The sequence below is a fragment of the Bdellovibrio sp. HCB337 genome (assembly GCF_047302465.1).
Lineage (GTDB): Bacteria > Bdellovibrionota > Bdellovibrionia > Bdellovibrionales > Bdellovibrionaceae > JACMRP01.
The window spans coordinates 519,565-536,176 of record NZ_CP178621.1 but is presented as its reverse complement, the minus strand read 5'-3'; the positions used below and the strand labels follow the sequence as shown (position 1 = coordinate 536,176).

Below are 16,612 nucleotides of genomic sequence, written 5' to 3'. Positions count from 1 at the left end.
CCACTTCGCCGCAGGGAACACGCAAGTTTCTATTTCTTCAAGGTGCTGATCAAGTAGCTTAGAATTTGCTCACGGTCTTCCTCTGGATGAACCGTGAAAGTTTGCTGAGTGTGCTTATTGGTATCAATGGGGTTGTAACTAACAGCGACCTTGTTTTTGATGCAGATATCTAAACATCCAGAATTAATGACACGAATCTGCTTTCCGTGGCCACGCTCTTTCATTTGGCTCTTGAGATACTTCTTCATGTTCTCGGAAGCGTTACCATCTTCCTTGAGTTTCAAATCATCCAAGCTTTTCCCGCACTTTTCGCAGATCAAAACAACTGCATCAGACCAAGCGGTTTTTTGTTTTTCAACGGCCATACAATTCCCTTTTCATTTGTGCCCAAAGCACTTTCCCCAAATCAGAACGGGGTATACCAGTAATATACTTCACTTCACGAATTCTTTCAAAAGGCAGCACCTCTTGATTGAAATTGTCCTCTAATTGAGAAAGCAATTGATCCTTCCCCTGAAGACTTGTCACCAAATGAATCTCTGTCGCTAAACGCTCTGACGGCGCATCTACCAAAGCCACTTGTTGACTAACAGAACTATCCACCGCCGCCACGACCCGCTCAAAGATTTCGCGCAAACGCCCCATCGAGCTACTTTCGCCACCAATCTTGATAAAATCATTCTTGCGCCCTGTGAAGCGAATCGACAAGTCTTGCAGCTTCACAAAATCTTCAGTGGGGAACCAGCCATCTATTTTTGGGTCCCAATCCACAATCTTGCCATCTTTTTGCCGCTGCCCATAACACGTCAGCAAGGATTCGCCTCGAACTTGCAAAAGTCCTTCCGTGTCCGCTCTCCATTCAACATGGGAAAGTTTTTGGGGAAGTGGCATCGCCGAAGACTGCAAGGACTCTAAAGAGGCCGTTGCAATCTGCGAACAAGTCTCGGTCATTCCGTAACTTGGCAGTAGCGGCCAGTTGAGTTTTCTTGCTTGCTGATAAAGTCCTTCAGTCAAAGCGCCGCCACCAACTATGACAGCACGAAGACTCTTTGGCGACTGCAACCCTGCTTGAACCAAATCAAAAACTTGAGTAGGCACCATCGATGCGATTGTAATTTTATTATCAGATAAATTTTTATGAATCCGCTCGGGATTCCACTTTTCAAAATCACACACAACGCGACTGCCAGAAAGATGCGCACGTACCTCAACACCCAAACCACCGACATGAAAACGCGGAAGGACCTGCAACCAAACATCCGACGAGTTTGCTTGTAAATGCTTATTTACAGCAAGAGCTGAAACCTGAAACGCTTTTTTGGATAAAGCCACAAGTTTGATTTGCCCGACCGCCTCGGATGTTGACCCCGATGTTGCCAACCACAAATGCCCCTGCAGATTTCTTCGTTGAGTAATTGTTTGCGCGACTTTGCAAAGACCTGCTGAGTCCTTCTCGGACCAGCGTGGATTTAGTAAAATATGATTTTCGTCATTCTGCCAGTCGATAGTGACCGGGTTTAACGAATCTTCACTTGCGTCCATGGTTCCTTTGCCAACAAGGTATCGAAACCGATACCACGACCCGCAGGTCGTTTTAAAAAGGCCCCGGAACTTATCACTTCAGCTGCATAAAGATCCATTTGGAAAAGTCTCAAGGTCATGCAACCAGTATCAAGAATACGTTGTGGATGGGCCTTCTTAAGCTCGGTCGCGATTGCCAAGGCATGAATCACGCCCACAGGGTGATCCATATAACTGGTTACGGTCACTTTCAAATCATTGATAATACAATTTTGAAGAGTGCTATTCACGTCCATCTTTGCAGGTTTCAGAATCACAACATCAAATGGTTTCGGGCCCATCTTTTTCAGATTCACTTTGGAAATTTCGTTATCGACAGCGATCGGTGCAAACTTCTTTGCTTCCATCCATGCTTGCGGATCAAAAGGAAATGGATCCTCAACATACTGCACGCGAGTCAGTGCGACTTTATCAATCGATGACATGAATCTTTCATAAGTCTGCCAAGTACCAACCGCATTGAAATCTAAACGAAGTTTGAATGCTCCATCGCGCCCTAAGGCACTAATGACTTCAGCTTCGTGTTTCAAATCACGACCGACTTTGATTTTAACAGTTTCAAAACCGTCCGCTTTTAAACGACCAGCAAGATCTTCTGGCTCTGTGCGAAGATCACTGACGAGGTAGTTATTTTTGATTGAAGCCAAGCCTTCAAAAGCATTTTTATCCTGCTTACGAAGCTGAGCGTCTTTGCGAGCCATCCAAATGCTCTGTTCAAGCATTGTCGAGATTTGTCCTTGGCGAATTCCAGCTAATTGGTCTTCCCACGGTTCATCCCCAAACTCTACCCAAGGATGAAGATCCGAATACCCGACTAAACCGTCTGGCCATTCTATTTTAAGAAGAACTCCAGAGCGCTCCCCCATAGTGGAGGTCGCATTCAAGTGTTGAGCAGGCTTCAGTGTGTATGGGCTGTAACTTATCTTCATTCTATGAAAAATCCTAAACTCAGAAGTAGTCCAAAAACCAAATGGAGCAAAGCACTTTGTCCTAAGTACTTATTGTAAACCGAGCTGGGCTCAGTTTGAAAAATATTTTTGATGACCAGCAGGGCTAAAGGCAAGGCAAGCAGAGGTATCAAAGTGGCGGCCTTAAACCCCTCGGTCCACCAATAGTAGTTCATTACAAAGGGGGCCAAGCTTAAGAAAGCAATCTCGTAGCGAGCGAAGCTCTTCCCCATACGAACCGCCAAGGTCTTCTTATTCACATGACGATCCTGATCCGCATCACGCAGGTTATTGATAGCGATCAGTACCGTCGCATGAAAACCAATTTGTAGTCCCAGCCAAAATGAAGGAAAGGTCCACATATGAGTGTGTAGAAAAAAAACACCCATCACGGCAATCAAACCAAAGAAAAGAATCACGAACAGATCGCCTAAACCAAAATAAGCAAGTGGGATCGGTCCCATCGTATAAGCGTAACCCATCAACACAGACAATATGCCGATCACCAGGATTGCGGTTCCACCCTTCATCACCAGGGGAACTCCACACACGACGGCCAATAGAAAACAAATCGCCGCCCCGATCATAACTTGACGATAAGTAAATAGACCTGACTGAGTCACACGTTGAGGACCAATTCGTTTTTCCGTGTCAGCGCCCTTTTTAAAATCGACGGCATCGTTGACGAGGTTCGTTCCAATTTGGATGAAAAAACTGGCTAAGAGCGCTAAAATAACCACGTCCGTATCGATGGGTAAGTGCAAGGCTTTTACCAACGCCGTGGCGACCACGATGGGCACCAAACAAGCCGTCAGTGTTTTAGGTCGAAAAGCCATGAGCCAGTTCTTGATACTTTGCATTAGATCCTCGGATGTGATTTAAGTATTAATAGCAGAGTTTATTTTCAGTGACCAAATGAAAAACCGTCGCTACATGTCTGTTCGGAGTTATTTATGACGTCTTTAATTTTAGCTTTTATCACTGGAGTTGCTTTTACCGCTGTCGCAGGGTGGGTTCTTTATCGCATTAAGCTGCAAAGCTTCGAGTTACAGAATCAGTTCACAACAAAAAGCCTCGAGCAAATGCAGACTCAACAAGCAGAACTTCAAACTAAAATGAGCCAGCAATTCGAAAACATGGCCCATAAAATTTTTGAAGACAAAAGTGCTAAGTTTTCTACTCAAAGCATGCAGAATCTCACATCTGTTTTGAATCCTCTCAAAGAGCGCTTGAAAGACTTCGAGAAAAAAGTGGAAGACTCTTACGGCCAAGAACGCGCCGAGCGCGGTGCTCTTCGCGGCGAATTGAGCAAACTTATGGAGCTCAACCGCTTAATGTCCAGCGAGACTGCGAACCTCACTAAAGCACTTAAGGGCGAAGTTAAAACCCAAGGTAATTGGGGCGAACTCATTCTGGAAAATATCTTGGAACGCTCGGGCCTGCGCAAAGGGGAAGAGTATATCATTCAAGGTACGAACATGGATTTGCGCGACGAAGGCGGCAATATTCTGCGTCCTGACGTTATCGTCAACCTTCCTGATGGCAAGCACTTGATCGTCGACTCTAAAATGACCTTGAATGCTTACGAAGCCTATTCGTCGGCGTCTACTCCTGAAGAGCAAGAACGCATGGGAAAACTTCATGTGGAAGCTCTTAAAAAACACATCACGGGTCTTAGCGAGAAAAAGTACCAAGCTATTGATAAGTTGATCACTCCAGATTTCGTGATCCTCTTTATGCCTTTGGAACCGGCTTTTGCTTTGGCTTTCAAGATTCAACCGGATCTTTTCCAAACATCGTGGGATAAGCAAGTCGCGATCGTCAGCCCCACAACGCTACTGACCACTCTACGCACGGTGGCTGCGTTGTGGAAACAAGATCGTCAGCAGAAAAATGCTCTGGACATCGCGAAACGCGGTGGCGCCCTTTATGACAAGTTTGTGGGCCTTGTGAAAGACATCGAGCATCTTGGTGAAAAACTAGGGGCTGCGCAAAAGGCTCATGATGATGTCATGGGGAAATTAGCTTCCGGCAAAGGAAACCTGCTTCGTCAGGTGGATGAGTTGAAAGCAATGGGCGCGAAAACAGAAAAGTCTTTGCCTCAAATCGAAGGCTAGTAAATCTACGACATTACATCGCGATACTTGGGTGGAACTTTTAGTAGATTCATCATAGATTCCGCCAATTCATCCAACAGAAGATTTTTGTCTAACTCTTGCACTTCTGGATCTACAGAAGAAATAGCAACGGCTCTCATCATGTATTGAATGATAAATATGATCGTTTGGGCGTGAGGTCTTGCTCCCGCCCCAGGATAGTTCTGAGTCAAATAATCGATGAAGAGACCGCCAACAGCGCGATGAAAACGCAAAGCTTCCGGCGTTTTCTCGACAGCTGCTACAGAGTTAATCAAAGCACGACGATAAATAAGGTCTTCGCCCTCGATATTAAAATAAACAGTGCAGATGTGCTTAATAACCTGACGAGCCCCGATTTTCGGAGACAAGCTTTCGAAGGCCTCTTTCATCCGTTGCAATTCAAATTCAAAGACTTGGTCAATCAATGCAGCCAGGATGGCTTGTTTGGATGGGAAATACTGATAAAGCGAGCCAATGCTTACGCCGGACTCATCAGCCACCTTATTGGTGCTTAGTTTTTGGAGGCCATCACGGCGAATTACTCGCATAGCGCCCTGCAATATAACCTGATAAGTTTGTCGTGAGCGTTCTTGCTTAGGCTCTTTACGTGGCTCTACCACTGATGTCAGTCTACGCTTGTTCATGAACAATATGCCCTTATTTCAAGTCGAACAACATTCTCAAGTGTCCGCGATTAGAGCATTTTATTTCGAACAGGTCACTGCTTTATTTGCTTTTTGTCCTCACGCGGCCGTGAGGAGCAGCTTAGAGACTCTGATCAGGGCTGCCTTTGCCGCCAAGCTTAATAGCGACATCCATCCCTGCAGATTGGTCTTTGATAGAAATTGAAGGATTCTGCACCACACGCTGTTGAAGCTTGGTGAAGATTGGCTCACGAATCGCCAAGTGATTGTCCTGAAGAACACATTGACGAGCGATTTTCTCGCTCACGTTCACAACGATTGGAGCTTTCAAGTTCGCAGTCATTTGTGTTGGGTCATCTGGAATCGTTACAATCGAAAAGTAACGAGCTTTGTCTTGAGATGGAAGTTTCAGAGCTTCAAGATCACTCTTCGTAAGAGTCGCCTTGTAAGCGTCAGTGAACAACTCAGGCTCTAGCACTGGGAAAGCGATATGAGCAGACTCACAGCTTTGCAACCATGCGAAGATCTCATCGCTTGGGTCATCGAGAAGAACAAACTGACGAAGATCGGCAAAACCCAATAGGCCCTCTGGAAAAGTCAAAACATCAGTGTCTTGCAATTCAACTCGACCGAATCGGGAAGTATTGATGATCACGCAGCCCTCCTGAGCTTTACCAGAACTTAATGACAAGCATATACCTCCCTCTTCAGACACACAGCCCTTAGAAAAAGGTTATTCTGATAATAAATCTGGACCTAAATCTGGGAAGACTCAAATGAAAAATGTGCACCATGACAGAGCGCTTCTAAAAGCGCTCAACGGGATTGTTAAGAGCCAGGCGGCTCTCAGAGACTTTAAGGTTTTAACAGTTTCGCGACAGAACGAGTTTTATCGGAAGAAACAGTAGCAGATTGTTGGTTTTGCTCTTGGATAGCCAAGTAAACTTCTTCACGATGAATCTTGGTGTCCTTAGGGGCTTCAATGCCCAAACGCACCTGTTTGCCTTTGATTTGTACAACGCGGATCTTGATGTGATCATCAATAGCGATGCTTTCACCCAACTTCCTTGTGAGAACCAACATAGGATTACTCCTTTATTCCTAGCAGGGACTTCTTGCCCTTACACGCGCAGAAAAATACGCACAGGCTATTTATCGGCACGTTTAAGCGGAACTGTAGGTATAATTTCTATTTTAGAAAGTCAAGAAGGCTTGGCTGAATAAGCTTGCCAGAAGTCTCGAGAGTTGCGCGCAGGGCGCTATCGGTCTTGTTCATATTGGAGACAACTTCGAAGAGCTCCACGTCTTCTAGCTGGGAAGCCGTCACCTTATTGTCGACAATGGCCTTTTGAAGCGAGTCTGTCGTCGTGTTCACGGCCATAACTCGAGCCCCGACCTCGGATCGGGCCAGAACTACTTGCGAAATGGCCTGGTCTAAGGTGTCCAAGCTTTCCTGGATACCGGCTTTGTCATTGGTTCGTAACGAAATCTCCAACCCCCTCAAGGATTCAAAGAGATTCACACCAGCACTGTCATTGATAGGATCTTTACTTGGTGCACCTATGCGTTGAGCTCTGTAAGCACTCGCTGGAGCACGAGTTTCCACGTAGTTTTCTTCAAACTCTTTGTTTTGCTCGCGACGCTCGATCTCTTCGACTTTAAAGCCTTGTAAGGCTTCTACCGTGGTAGGAGTTTCGTAGCGAGAACGGGCGATACCATCACCACTAAGGCCCTTGCCTAGAAACACCTTGTCGCCCGGGATATTCATCGCCACAAAAGTATCTTTGTGGATACCGATTTTCATATCACTGTCGTTGCCCTGATACCCACCTTCACGGTCAAATGGAGCCGTTTGAGTTTGTGAGCCACCAAAGATGTATCTTTCGCCCAACTTGCGATTCCCGATCTGAACGGACTGATTGTAGATCTGCTCGATCTCAGATGCTGTGACCTGACGAGACTGCTCATTCCCGCTGGCATCGTTGGACTGACTGATCGCCAATTCCTTTGCACGCATCAAGATCTCGCTGAGTTCCCCCAAAGACTGATCCGTGAATTCCAAGAAAGATTTCGCATTATTGATATTCTTAATGAACTGCTGATTTCCGCGCTCTTCAGTGCGGGCTGCAAGCACGCGCGCCGCCGCCAAAGGATCGTCCGAAGGTTTGTTAATGCGCTTCTGAGTCGCCGCCTGATTTTGCAATTCAGACATATCTGAACGATTCTTCGTCAGATTCTGATTCACTTGGTTGAATTGCATTTTATCCGCGATTCTCATGGCTCGTTACCTTCTTAGAGTCTCTTCAAGTTTAAAACCGTATCAAACATTTCATCGGCTGTACGAATGATTCTTGCCGAAGCATCGTAAGCTTTCTGGAACTCGATCATCTTCGTTGTTTCTTCGTCCAAACTTACACCGCTGATACTTTCGCGGATGTTTTGCAACTGACTCAGAACATTTTTCTGGGACTCTTGAGACTTCACTGCTCTTTGAGTCACAGTACCGATCTGTCCCACTTGAGTATTGTAGTAGTCGTCAAAAGTGGACGAGTTTCCATCCATCACTTGACGATTTTGCAAAGAGGCAATGACGTTCGCGACGGCATTGTCACCGGGCGCGTTGGGCTCGGCACCCGCTGCGATACGGCCGACGTCATTGAAGATCGTACGGTTTACAACAAGTGTTTCTGCGGCGCCTTTTGCGTCTTGTGGCATATCAAAGAACAAAATACCCTGCTTACCATAACGATCAAAACCTTCGATATGGGCTTTGTTCACTTCTTTCGCCATTGTAAAGGCGACTTTATCGATCGAGCCCAAGAATTCTTCAACGACACCATCACGTACTTCCAAAGCTCCCCCCATACGTCCACCACGAATTTGGTTCGTGATATTCACTGGGGTTCCGTTAGCCGTGGATTGAAAGAAAATCTCTACACGATCACGCTCGTCTGTACGTGCTGCTTTCAAAGAGTTTGCCGTCGTACCAGAAACCAAGATTGCCGTACGCCCTGCAGTCACGCTGATATGACCATCACTGCCTTCAGCCCAAGAAATATCAATTTTATCGCCGAGCTTCTTCAAAAGAAGATCACGACGGTCACGCTCGTCATTGGCAGGAATCCCTTGGACTTCTACCACTTGGATTTTTTCATTGAGCTGAGCGACCTCTTTGGTCATCTGATTGATTTCTTCGGTCAAAGTCATCATCTGACCATCTAAATCCTGCTGGACGTCTTTCAACTGAGTAACGACACGGCCGAATTCTTTGGTCATGGACTCACCCGCTTCACGAACCATCGTTCTTGAAGCAAGGGATTCAGGATTATTAGAAAGTTCACGGAACGCATTGAAGAAGCCGTTCATGTACTGATTCAGACCCTTGTTGGTCTGTTCATTGTAAACTTGCTCAACACGGCTCAAAGCATCCGCACGAGAATCCGCAAAGCCCATATTGGTGCTTTCGCGTTGGATTTGTTTTTCTAACCAAGGATTGTTCACACGAGTGATAACGCCGGCACGAGCTCCCATACCGATACGAAGATTTCCTTCGTTGGCAGGTTCATTGGTCATGAGCTCCACGCGTTGACGAGAGTAGCCTTCCGTAGACTTATTGGCGATGTTATGACCGACTGTTTGTAAAGCTGTCTGACTGTTCATCAGAGAGCGCTTACCCACGTCCATCATGCCTGATATTTTAGACATCCTGTCCTCTCAGTCCTAGAACTCAGCATCCTGCCAAGTTCATACACCGAACAACCCTCTCTTAACCTTCTTTACTTACGAAATGGCCTGCTTGTTCAGGGCCACGCTGTACTTGTCCTTTAGCACCGTAGGTTTTCTTACCGCTTAAAGTGTCTTTGATATTTCCCAAAGCACCGTTGAGATTTTTAAGAGCGGTTTGAGCTACCGATTCATTTTCTTTGTTCAATTCAGAAAGGCGCTTGATCAATAGATCCAATGCAGAGTGAATCACGCGCAAACGATCGCCTTCAGCACCGCCCAAATTTTTAGCGATGTCGAGCAAACGTGGGTTTTCGTGATCAGCACCAACTAGCGATGCCAACTCAGCCGCATAACGCATTCTTAATCCATCGATGGATTTGATTTTGAACAATAGATTTTCTTTAGTTTCGTTGTTCTCTTGAAGCTTCACCATGTCAGCGTCGATCAAGAGTTGTTTTTCTTTACGAACAAGATCCAGAAGTTGACGGTAAAGCTTGGTCATCTCTTCGAGGTTTGCAACCAATCTTTGGAAACTTCTGTCTTTGGTTGATTCAGTATTTGTTGATTCCATAAGCCCCTGTCTCTTCCTTGATAAAAAGGGTGGTCTCTAAAATTTCTAGTTTTTCAAATCTTGCAATGACAACTCGTCATCAACGAGTCTTTCAGCAACTGCCTTTGCATCTACTTTGTATTTGCCTTCATCGATCAACTGACGGAACTTCGCCACTTTCTCCATGTCAACATCCGGAGCTGCTTTTGCAAGTTCCTTAATACGTTTTGCTTCTTGTGCTTTTGTAGAAACATCCACTTTCGAAGCACCCAACTGTGATAGCGCATCTGCGCCTACAGCAGAAGGCGTCGTCGCAGGAGACGAAGTTGCATTGCCCTTCGCGCGCTCTGTTTTTGCACCATCAACCAAGTTCAAATTCTGGCCAACTTTGTTGTGCGTAATTTTCATGTTATATCCTCCTGCTTTGGATATTTACGAGGGCATCCTACCCATTCTTTGATAGTACCACAATGAGACATTATCTACTAACTCATTCTGAGACAGTGGCGGCCTCTTGAGGTCCAGTCTGGGTATGCCAAAAGAAAGTTTTTGCCTCAGGGCTTAAAAGCCCAAGAGTCTCGCCAGCTTGTATTTTCTGCCCGGGCTTCACAGCGTTCGCTACTCCCTTGAAAACCAATTGGCTTTTTAGACCATTGTCATGTTTGACTTCCAAGAGGGTTTCGCCGGTCTGTAATGTCTTTTTATCTGCTAAAATTCCATCCCAAGGACTAGTGACATCCATGGGCTTACTCGCATCAGGAGTGACCGTGACACTTTTATCAAAACGGTAAGAAAGATTCTCGGTGTTCTTTTTTTGATGAAATGGTTTTGCAGTAAACTGATCTTTCGCTGTCAGTGGCAATGGACCCTGAGGTTTTTGCACCGGAGCTTTCAAACCCATTTGCACGCCGTACTTTTCAACCATCTGTTTGTAAATCAAATCTGCCAAACCGATGCCGCCTTTGTCTCCCCACTTGGAAACATATTCTTGATCCAACTGATCGCGGAATATTTTTTCGGCGTTGTTACTTTTAAGAAAACCGCTTTCATGAACGGTAGAGCGCATTGCTTTCATCATCTCGCCAAGAAAATGCTTCTCGTAGTCTTTAGAGACATCATGAAGCTTTTCGTCGATTGATTTTTGTGGTGGTAGTGCGCCGTTACGGCCTGCAGGGACTTTCATATTACGTGCCCTGCCTTACGTTGAAAGAGAAAAAAAGGGGAGTTGAGTCCGAGAATCTCGTGCATCCTGCACTTGACTCTGAGTGAATCATCTTTCGATGACTCTTAAGCTTCGGCTCGTGTTCACCAATCCTTGGTGTTCGCTGACCTATTGCTACCGTTTCCTGCGAGAAACTTTCGACTCTTGACCTTCCATGGTTCGCGATCTCTTTCTCACCCTCCCCGCATTTCAAACACATCCATGTGTCTGAAACTAAAATACACTTCAATACTTTCATTTTATTAAAAGCTGTTTCATTTCGAAACATATTTCTCATAATATTTCGAGTTCCCCGTGCAAAGCTCCAGCTGCCTTAATGGACTGAAGTATTGTTATCAGGTCTTTAGGAGAGACGCCGAGCTTGTTCAGAGCCTGGACTAGATCCCCCACATTCACTCCACTATCCAAAACAGCGACTTTTTCATCCGGTCCCTTTTTGCCATCAGCGACCTTCACAGCAAGGTTTCCATGAGATATAGCCACCTTCGAAATTTTCACTTTGTCGCCAATAACAATGGTGCCGGTTTTTTCATTAACCACAACTTTTGCAATGCCGTCAGGATTAATATCAATCGCTTCAATTGTTGCAAGCAACTCAACGCCACGATTTTCATACGCAGCCGGAGTCACGATATCAATCGTACCTGCGTCTTTTGCTGTCGCAAAAAGACCACCAAGCTCTTTATTGATTGTCAGCACACTGCGAGCTGCCGTCGTAAAATCTGGATTATGCAACGTCATGCGGAACATCTTGCGTGAAGCAAAGTCTCCAGTTACATCACGCTCGATGATCGCACCGTTAGGAATTCTTCCAGCTGTTGTATGAACATCTTTTCCGTCACCACCAAGAATCACGCTGCCTTGAGCAACTGCGAAAACCTGATCATTCGCAGCTCTCAGAGGAGCCTGCAAAAGAGTTCCGCCTTGCAAACTTTGCGCTTCACCGATGGCACTGACAGTAATATCAATTGGATTTCCTGCTTTACCAAATGCAGGCAATGTTGCCGTTATGATAACAGCTGCAACGTTTTTACTTTGCATGTCTGGAGAATCCAGCTTCATGCCAAGTTTATCCAACATTCGCACCATGCTCTTGGAAGTGAACTCGGCTTTACCGTCGCCAGTTCCCTTAAGACCTACAACGATACCATAACCAATTAACTGATTTTCACGAACGCCGCGAATGCTAGCGATATCTTTCAAACGCGCAGCAGATGCCGAGAAGCTTACCAATGTCAGGAATAGTGCGATGAAGAGTTTACTCATTGTTTGGCTTCCTTCTAATGCTGACAACATCAAATTGCGGATCAATTAACTTCATAGAACTAACACCTTCATCATTGAAGTCTTCAGGTCTTACTAAACCAGCTGCAATGACTTTGTATTCGCGCTTGCCAATCATGAATGGCTGCGCACCACGCACACGGTAGTTACCATCTGGAAGTTTTTCGACGATCTTAGTGCTGATTTGCTGAATGTTCGCCAACTCTTCTTTGTTGTCGTCTTTCTTTTCTTCAGCAGGTTTTGCAGCGGCCGCCGGAGCTCTTCCTGCTTCGCCTTCAGTGGATGCCAGAGCCGCACCACCATTTAGGTTTTGTTGCTCTTGCTCTTCTAGCTGCTTAAGTAACTTTTTGATGACGTTCACTTTCGTTTCAACTTGTTTCAACGATGGACCGTCCAATTTCACATTCAAAACATCGCCCTCACGACGAGCCTTGTTTTGAGCAAATAAGTAAGAACCTTGTCCTTCCATGACCCACATCGATCCAGCCTGTGCACCTAAATCCGCTTCGTCTTCCATACGAGAACGTGTCATGCGCTTATACTGACGGTTTGATGGAACACTCATTTGTGGGTTTTCAGAATAACGGATAGATCCACCATCGGCATCTTCAGTGACAATGGATTCTTGTGGCTTATCACCAGCTAGCTTTGTCCAAAATTCGTTCATAGTGGCACATCCAGAAAGGAAAACCACTGACAATGCCATTACTACGAAGCCTAGGGTTCTTTGCATCATTGAACTTTCACCACACCCTTATCAATTACGATTGCCGACATTACTTTTTGTGTCTCTGGATTTTTAATTTTAATCACGTCGCCAATAAAACCGGTCTCTTCAGCCGAGGCGTTGATTGAAACCTCAAAGACGGAGTCTCCGACCAAGGCCTTCACAACTTGTCCCTTACGAGTTGCCGGTTCCCGCTTCAGATCCGACAACAACACCGGAGAACGTGGCGACAATGTACGATTGGCAAGAAGTCCCACCACTTGAGAAAGCTCTGGAGTTTCTTCTTTGACGAAAGTGATGTCTGTTTCCTGAATCTCGAGGTCCTCTTGTTGCAGTCTTTCGCCAAAGCGAATGAGTTTTCTGGCAACTGGAACTTGTTTTTGTACTCGTACTGTTCCCGTGATCCATTTATTAGAGAATTGATCCGCCTCGCGCACTGGAATCATGAAAGAACCATACTTAATGTCTTGGGTCCAATCGATAATCCCATTCAGCGAACTCATCTTGGGAAGTGCGTTCAAGCGAATTTGGAATTTGCATGTTTCGCACTTTGCAACCAACACATTACGTAAAGAACGTTCAATCTCTTCTTTAGAGTATCCGTCTTGGCGAATACGAATTCGCACCTCAGAAGGAATACGGAACGTGGGATTGATTTTTTTCAGAATTTCGCTATTTTTTACCAAATCACGTAGCTTTTTTGAAATCTCTTCGCCGGATAAAACAATGCTATCTTGTTTTTCAATTTGATCAACAAGAGGCATCTTGGCGATTTCATTGAATGCAACACCCGTGATTTCTTTCAACTCGGCAACCTGGAACACTGAAATCACTGTCGTGTTAGAGACTTCGGCCTCTTTCGGAAAAATAACTTCAGGACGGGCCCATGCTAGGCTTACCATCATTGTTATTCCTAAAAGAAGGGCTTGAACGAACTTCATTCCGATTACCTCATGTTGTTAATGGACTGGAGCATTTGATCGGAAGCTTGAATTACTTTGCTATTTGTTTCGTAAGCACGTTGCGCAGTAATCATGTTCACCATTTCATCAACGATGTTCACGTTGCTGGACTCCAACTGACCTTGAGAAAGATATCCTGTGCCATTTAGACCCGGGCGCGCCGTTTGCGGCTGACCACTCGAAGGAGTCTGCGTGAAAATATTCTTACCCATGGCCTTCAAACCAGCCGGGTTCACAAAATTTACTAGATCAATTTGCCCGATTGTTTGAGGAGCATCATTCAAACCTTGAATGACACGCACTTCACCACTTGCAGCGACTTCAAGACCTGCAACATTTGGTGGAACCACGATCTCTGGCTGCAAAAGGTTTCCGTTTTTATCTACGACACGGCCGTTCGCATCTTTTTTAAATGCACCGTCACGGGTATAACCTACTTGCCCATCCGGAGTAAGGACTTGGAAGAAGCCAGAGCCTTCAATCTGCAAATCCAATGGGTTTTTAGTAACGAGGGCATTTCCCATTGCGAAGTCTTTTTGAACACCAGCAGTACGCACACCAAGACCGGTTTGCACACCTTGCGGAGAGTAAGAGTTCATCCCTGTCGCTGTACCTGGCTCTTTTTGAGTTTGATAAACTAAGTCTTCAAACTCGGCGCGGGATTTTTTAAAACCAGCTGTAGAAACGTTGGCGATATTATTGGCAATCACGTCCATATTGGTTTGTTGTGCTGCCATGCCTGTCGCTGCTGTATTAAGACTCTTCAACATTTATATTACCTCATCCTTAATTCGAAGTCTTGCCTACGACGTTCACTAATTTTTCAGCCATGCTGTCATATGCGCTAATGGCTTTTTGTGTACTTTCAAAAACACGATTGGTTTGAATCATGTCCGTCATCTCTTGAACGATATTAACGTTGCTGGCTTCGACAAATCCTTGCTTCAAGCTTGGATTTGCCACATTGCTCATTTCCGGAGCCATGTTGTTTTTAAAGCCGTAAAGGGAATTCCCCATTTTTTGCAATGAATCTGGATTTTTTACGTCGACCAATGACAAACGACCGACCATTTCCGTTCCCTGGAAAATATCGCCGCTATCATTGATAGTGATTGGACCGCTGCCATCTAAACGCACTGTACGTGCAGCAGGATCCGAGCCGGGTTCGCCATTCAATAGAACAGGAAAACCATCTTTAGTAACGACCTGGCCGTTACCATCCAAAGTGAAATTTCCAGAACGAGTCAGCTTCACACCATTTGGAGTTGCGACTTCAAAGAAACCTTTGCCATCAATGGCCACGTCCAAAGTATTGCCAGTGGGTTTCAAACCACCCTGAGAGAAATCTGTGAAAGTTCCTTTGGTGTCGACATAACTTTTGTCGCCGCCTTGCATATCATAGAAACTTTCGATGGAAGCTGGCACACGAGGCACTTGAATAACTTCCGGCGGCTTTTCGTTGGCCGTAAGGTATTCATTAAAAACTTGCTGGTCGCGTTTGAAGGCCGGAGTGTTCACATTGGCCAAGTTATTGGCGATGGTATCCAGCTTCAAACTTTGTGCAAGGGCACCACTTAGCGCGGAATAGACACCTTTTGTACTCATGGAAACTCCTCCTCTAACTAGAGTTGGAGCAAGGGCTGTGCCAGAGAATGAAGTCTCGTCTTACGTCGCGTTTTAGATTCGCTGAGTTAATTTGGACTCCAGTTATTTGCATTTGAGCCGAGGGAAATCTTTTCCCCGCTAAAAGTCGAGGTGACGGAATATTGTCGCTGACCACTAAGAGTGTCAAAATCAATGAAGCCCAGTTTTTAATCAAGTACTCGACGCTTCTTTGTATCTAAACCCATAATTAAATTTATGAAATGCTGGTCCGTCGTGCTTCTCCTTTGTATTTCTCTCGATACCTTCGCAGCCCAAAAAGCCACGATCGAGGAAAAGTCCGTCGTTAAGACACCAAGCTTGAAAGAAAAGCTGCAAAATCTCAGTCAGAAAAACGCTAAAAATGCAGCGGCCAACAACACTCTGATTTTTGATTTACCAGTCACCTACAACAAGAAAGTCAGCAACTGGGTTCACTATTACCAAACGCGAGGACAAAAGTGGTTCCGCGAGTGGCTGACACGTTCTTCGAAGTACATGCCCTTTATCCAAGCCGAGCTTCAACGCGCCAATATGCCAACCGATCTTGCTTTCATGGTGATGATTGAAAGTGGTTTTTCGTCACGGGCCGTCAGTCACGCCGACGCCGTGGGACCTTGGCAATTTATTGCTCCGACGGGAACTCGTTACGGCCTTCGCAACAACTGGTGGCTGGATGAGCGTCGTGATTTGAAAAAGAGCACCCTCGCGGCGATTCGCTACTTGAAAGACCTTCGTGAAGAATTTGGCTCGTGGTATTTAGTGGCTGCAAGCTACAACATGGGCGAAAACGGTCTTCGCCGTCAGATCAAGAAGCACAACACCAAGGACTATTGGACGCTGGTAAACAAGGGTGCATTGCCTGATGAAACTCAAGAATACGTTCCTAAGATTTTGGCGGCCATGCTAATTACCAAAGCGCCAAATCTGTATGGCTTCCGTGATTTGGAGCGTATGGACGTTCTGGATTACGAAGTTGTTTCGGTTCCTGGAGGAACTGATCTTGACGCTGTTGCCGATCATCTTGGAGTTACGCGAAAAGCTCTAAAAGATTTGAATGCCGAGATCCTTTTGGGGTACATTCCTCGTCAGGTCGATAAACACTTTATTCGTGTTCCGAAAGGAGCAAGCAATATGGTGTCTGAATACGTGCACAGCAAGTCACGTATTGCCCGGGAGTAAAACGTCGT

The 16,612-nt window shown here is 45.6% G+C and carries 19 protein-coding genes; 2 read left to right on the top strand and 17 right to left on the bottom strand.

The features are described from left to right. Positions 1 to 29: 29 nt before the first annotated feature. The 4 genes from ACLWBB_RS02585 to menA are packed head-to-tail and all read right to left on the bottom strand — an operon-like array spanning position 30 to position 3,388. A complete protein-coding gene (locus ACLWBB_RS02585; RefSeq protein ID WP_413289993.1) occupies positions 30 to 365 on the bottom strand; it encodes a (2Fe-2S) ferredoxin domain-containing protein in 336 nt (111 codons plus the stop codon). Then, positions 355 to 1,542 carry an AMP-binding protein gene (locus ACLWBB_RS02580; RefSeq protein ID WP_413289992.1) on the bottom strand — a complete coding sequence of 396 codons (1,188 nt, stop codon included), beginning with the start codon at positions 1,540 to 1,542 and terminating at the stop codon, positions 355 to 357. The genes ACLWBB_RS02585 and ACLWBB_RS02580 overlap by 11 nt, the downstream gene beginning before the upstream one ends. Next, a complete protein-coding gene (locus ACLWBB_RS02575; RefSeq protein WP_413289991.1) occupies positions 1,518 to 2,510 on the bottom strand; it encodes an enolase C-terminal domain-like protein in 993 nt (330 codons plus the stop codon). Before ACLWBB_RS02575 ends, ACLWBB_RS02580 begins: the two co-directional genes overlap by 25 nt. Beyond that, complete coding sequence (gene menA / locus ACLWBB_RS02570; protein WP_413289990.1) at positions 2,507 to 3,388, bottom strand: 1,4-dihydroxy-2-naphthoate octaprenyltransferase; 882 nt, start codon at positions 3,386 to 3,388, stop codon at positions 2,507 to 2,509. Before menA ends, ACLWBB_RS02575 begins: the two co-directional genes overlap by 4 nt. 93 nt (positions 3,389 to 3,481) lie before the next feature. Here menA and ACLWBB_RS02565 point away from each other — a divergent pair, with 93 nt between their 5' ends. Further along, positions 3,482 to 4,645 (top strand): DNA recombination protein RmuC, encoded by a 1,164-nt coding sequence (locus ACLWBB_RS02565; protein WP_413289989.1) that lies wholly within the window; start codon positions 3,482 to 3,484, stop codon positions 4,643 to 4,645. Positions 4,646 to 4,650: 5 nt separating this feature from the next. Here ACLWBB_RS02565 and ACLWBB_RS02560 read toward each other — a convergent pair whose 3' ends face one another. From ACLWBB_RS02560 to flgF, 13 genes are all read right to left on the bottom strand, one after another. Further along, positions 4,651 to 5,310, bottom strand: coding sequence for a TetR/AcrR family transcriptional regulator (locus ACLWBB_RS02560; protein ID WP_413289988.1), 660 nt, complete (start codon positions 5,308 to 5,310; stop codon positions 4,651 to 4,653). A 121-nt stretch (positions 5,311 to 5,431) separates the two neighbouring features. Beyond that, the gene (gene fliW / locus ACLWBB_RS02555) at positions 5,432 to 5,965 is read right to left on the bottom strand and encodes a flagellar assembly protein FliW (protein WP_413291579.1); all 534 of its coding nucleotides are present in this window, start codon (positions 5,963 to 5,965) and stop codon (positions 5,432 to 5,434) included. Between the two features lie 200 nt (positions 5,966 to 6,165). Next, positions 6,166 to 6,393 carry a carbon storage regulator CsrA gene (gene csrA, locus ACLWBB_RS02550; protein WP_413289987.1) on the bottom strand — a complete coding sequence of 76 codons (228 nt, stop codon included), beginning with the start codon at positions 6,391 to 6,393 and terminating at the stop codon, positions 6,166 to 6,168. 106 nt (positions 6,394 to 6,499) lie between these two features. After that, a complete protein-coding gene (gene flgL / locus ACLWBB_RS02545) occupies positions 6,500 to 7,588 on the bottom strand; it encodes a flagellar hook-associated protein FlgL (protein WP_413289986.1) in 1,089 nt (362 codons plus the stop codon). Between the two features lie 14 nt (positions 7,589 to 7,602). Next, complete coding sequence (flgK, locus tag ACLWBB_RS02540) at positions 7,603 to 9,015, bottom strand: flagellar hook-associated protein FlgK (protein ID WP_413289985.1); 1,413 nt, start codon at positions 9,013 to 9,015, stop codon at positions 7,603 to 7,605. 61 nt (positions 9,016 to 9,076) lie between these two features. After that, the gene (locus tag ACLWBB_RS02535; RefSeq protein WP_413289984.1) at positions 9,077 to 9,607 is read right to left on the bottom strand and encodes a flagellar protein FlgN; all 531 of its coding nucleotides are present in this window, start codon (positions 9,605 to 9,607) and stop codon (positions 9,077 to 9,079) included. 45 nt (positions 9,608 to 9,652) lie between these two features. After that, positions 9,653 to 9,994 carry a flagellar biosynthesis anti-sigma factor FlgM gene (gene flgM, locus ACLWBB_RS02530; protein WP_413289983.1) on the bottom strand — a complete coding sequence of 114 codons (342 nt, stop codon included), beginning with the start codon at positions 9,992 to 9,994 and terminating at the stop codon, positions 9,653 to 9,655. Between the two features lie 82 nt (positions 9,995 to 10,076). Then, positions 10,077 to 10,769, bottom strand: a complete 693-nt coding sequence (locus ACLWBB_RS02525; RefSeq protein WP_413289982.1) for a rod-binding protein — start codon at positions 10,767 to 10,769, stop codon at positions 10,077 to 10,079. A gap of 312 nt (positions 10,770 to 11,081) precedes the next feature. After that, a complete protein-coding gene (locus tag ACLWBB_RS02520) occupies positions 11,082 to 12,074 on the bottom strand; it encodes a flagellar basal body P-ring protein FlgI (RefSeq protein ID WP_413289981.1) in 993 nt (330 codons plus the stop codon). After that, a complete protein-coding gene (locus ACLWBB_RS02515; protein WP_413289980.1) occupies positions 12,067 to 12,759 on the bottom strand; it encodes a flagellar basal body L-ring protein FlgH in 693 nt (230 codons plus the stop codon). The genes ACLWBB_RS02520 and ACLWBB_RS02515 overlap by 8 nt, the downstream gene beginning before the upstream one ends. A gap of 65 nt (positions 12,760 to 12,824) precedes the next feature. Then, positions 12,825 to 13,760, bottom strand: coding sequence for a flagellar basal body P-ring formation chaperone FlgA (flgA, locus tag ACLWBB_RS02510; protein ID WP_413289979.1), 936 nt, complete (start codon positions 13,758 to 13,760; stop codon positions 12,825 to 12,827). A 5-nt stretch (positions 13,761 to 13,765) separates the two neighbouring features. Next, positions 13,766 to 14,551 (bottom strand): flagellar basal-body rod protein FlgG, encoded by a 786-nt coding sequence (gene flgG / locus ACLWBB_RS02505; protein WP_413289978.1) that lies wholly within the window; start codon positions 14,549 to 14,551, stop codon positions 13,766 to 13,768. Positions 14,552 to 14,567: 16 nt separating this feature from the next. Further along, positions 14,568 to 15,386 (bottom strand): flagellar basal-body rod protein FlgF, encoded by an 819-nt coding sequence (gene flgF, locus ACLWBB_RS02500; protein WP_413289977.1) that lies wholly within the window; start codon positions 15,384 to 15,386, stop codon positions 14,568 to 14,570. Positions 15,387 to 15,641: 255 nt separating this feature from the next. Between flgF and ACLWBB_RS02495 the strand changes: the two genes are divergently transcribed. Next, positions 15,642 to 16,604, top strand: coding sequence for a lytic transglycosylase domain-containing protein (locus ACLWBB_RS02495; RefSeq protein WP_413289976.1), 963 nt, complete (start codon positions 15,642 to 15,644; stop codon positions 16,602 to 16,604). Positions 16,605 to 16,612 lie beyond the last annotated feature (8 nt).

Coding starts and splice junctions, on each gene's coding strand:
- ACLWBB_RS02565 (WP_413289989.1), top strand. CDS start 3,482: ATGACGTCTTTAATTTTAGCTTTTATCACTGGAGTTGCTTTTACCGCT.
- flgG (WP_413289978.1), bottom strand. CDS start 14,551: ATGTTGAAGAGTCTTAATACAGCAGCGACAGGCATGGCAGCACAACAA.
- ACLWBB_RS02535 (WP_413289984.1), bottom strand. CDS start 9,607: ATGGAATCAACAAATACTGAATCAACCAAAGACAGAAGTTTCCAAAGA.
- flgL (WP_413289986.1), bottom strand. CDS start 7,588: ATGAGAATCGCGGATAAAATGCAATTCAACCAAGTGAATCAGAATCTG.
- flgK (WP_413289985.1), bottom strand. CDS start 9,015: ATGTCTAAAATATCAGGCATGATGGACGTGGGTAAGCGCTCTCTGATG.
- ACLWBB_RS02560 (WP_413289988.1), bottom strand. CDS start 5,310: ATGAACAAGCGTAGACTGACATCAGTGGTAGAGCCACGTAAAGAGCCT.
- ACLWBB_RS02520 (WP_413289981.1), bottom strand. CDS start 12,074: ATGAGTAAACTCTTCATCGCACTATTCCTGACATTGGTAAGCTTCTCG.
- flgF (WP_413289977.1), bottom strand. CDS start 15,386: ATGAGTACAAAAGGTGTCTATTCCGCGCTAAGTGGTGCCCTTGCACAA.
- ACLWBB_RS02515 (WP_413289980.1), bottom strand. CDS start 12,759: ATGAACGAATTTTGGACAAAGCTAGCTGGTGATAAGCCACAAGAATCC.
- flgM (WP_413289983.1), bottom strand. CDS start 9,994: ATGAAAATTACGCACAACAAAGTTGGCCAGAATTTGAACTTGGTTGAT.
- menA (WP_413289990.1), bottom strand. CDS start 3,388: ATGCAAAGTATCAAGAACTGGCTCATGGCTTTTCGACCTAAAACACTG.
- csrA (WP_413289987.1), bottom strand. CDS start 6,393: ATGTTGGTTCTCACAAGGAAGTTGGGTGAAAGCATCGCTATTGATGAT.
- flgA (WP_413289979.1), bottom strand. CDS start 13,760: ATGAAGTTCGTTCAAGCCCTTCTTTTAGGAATAACAATGATGGTAAGC.
- ACLWBB_RS02575 (WP_413289991.1), bottom strand. CDS start 2,510: ATGAAGATAAGTTACAGCCCATACACACTGAAGCCTGCTCAACACTTG.
- ACLWBB_RS02525 (WP_413289982.1), bottom strand. CDS start 10,769: ATGAAAGTCCCTGCAGGCCGTAACGGCGCACTACCACCACAAAAATCA.
- ACLWBB_RS02580 (WP_413289992.1), bottom strand. CDS start 1,542: ATGGACGCAAGTGAAGATTCGTTAAACCCGGTCACTATCGACTGGCAG.
- ACLWBB_RS02585 (WP_413289993.1), bottom strand. CDS start 365: ATGGCCGTTGAAAAACAAAAAACCGCTTGGTCTGATGCAGTTGTTTTG.
- ACLWBB_RS02495 (WP_413289976.1), top strand. CDS start 15,642: ATGAAATGCTGGTCCGTCGTGCTTCTCCTTTGTATTTCTCTCGATACC.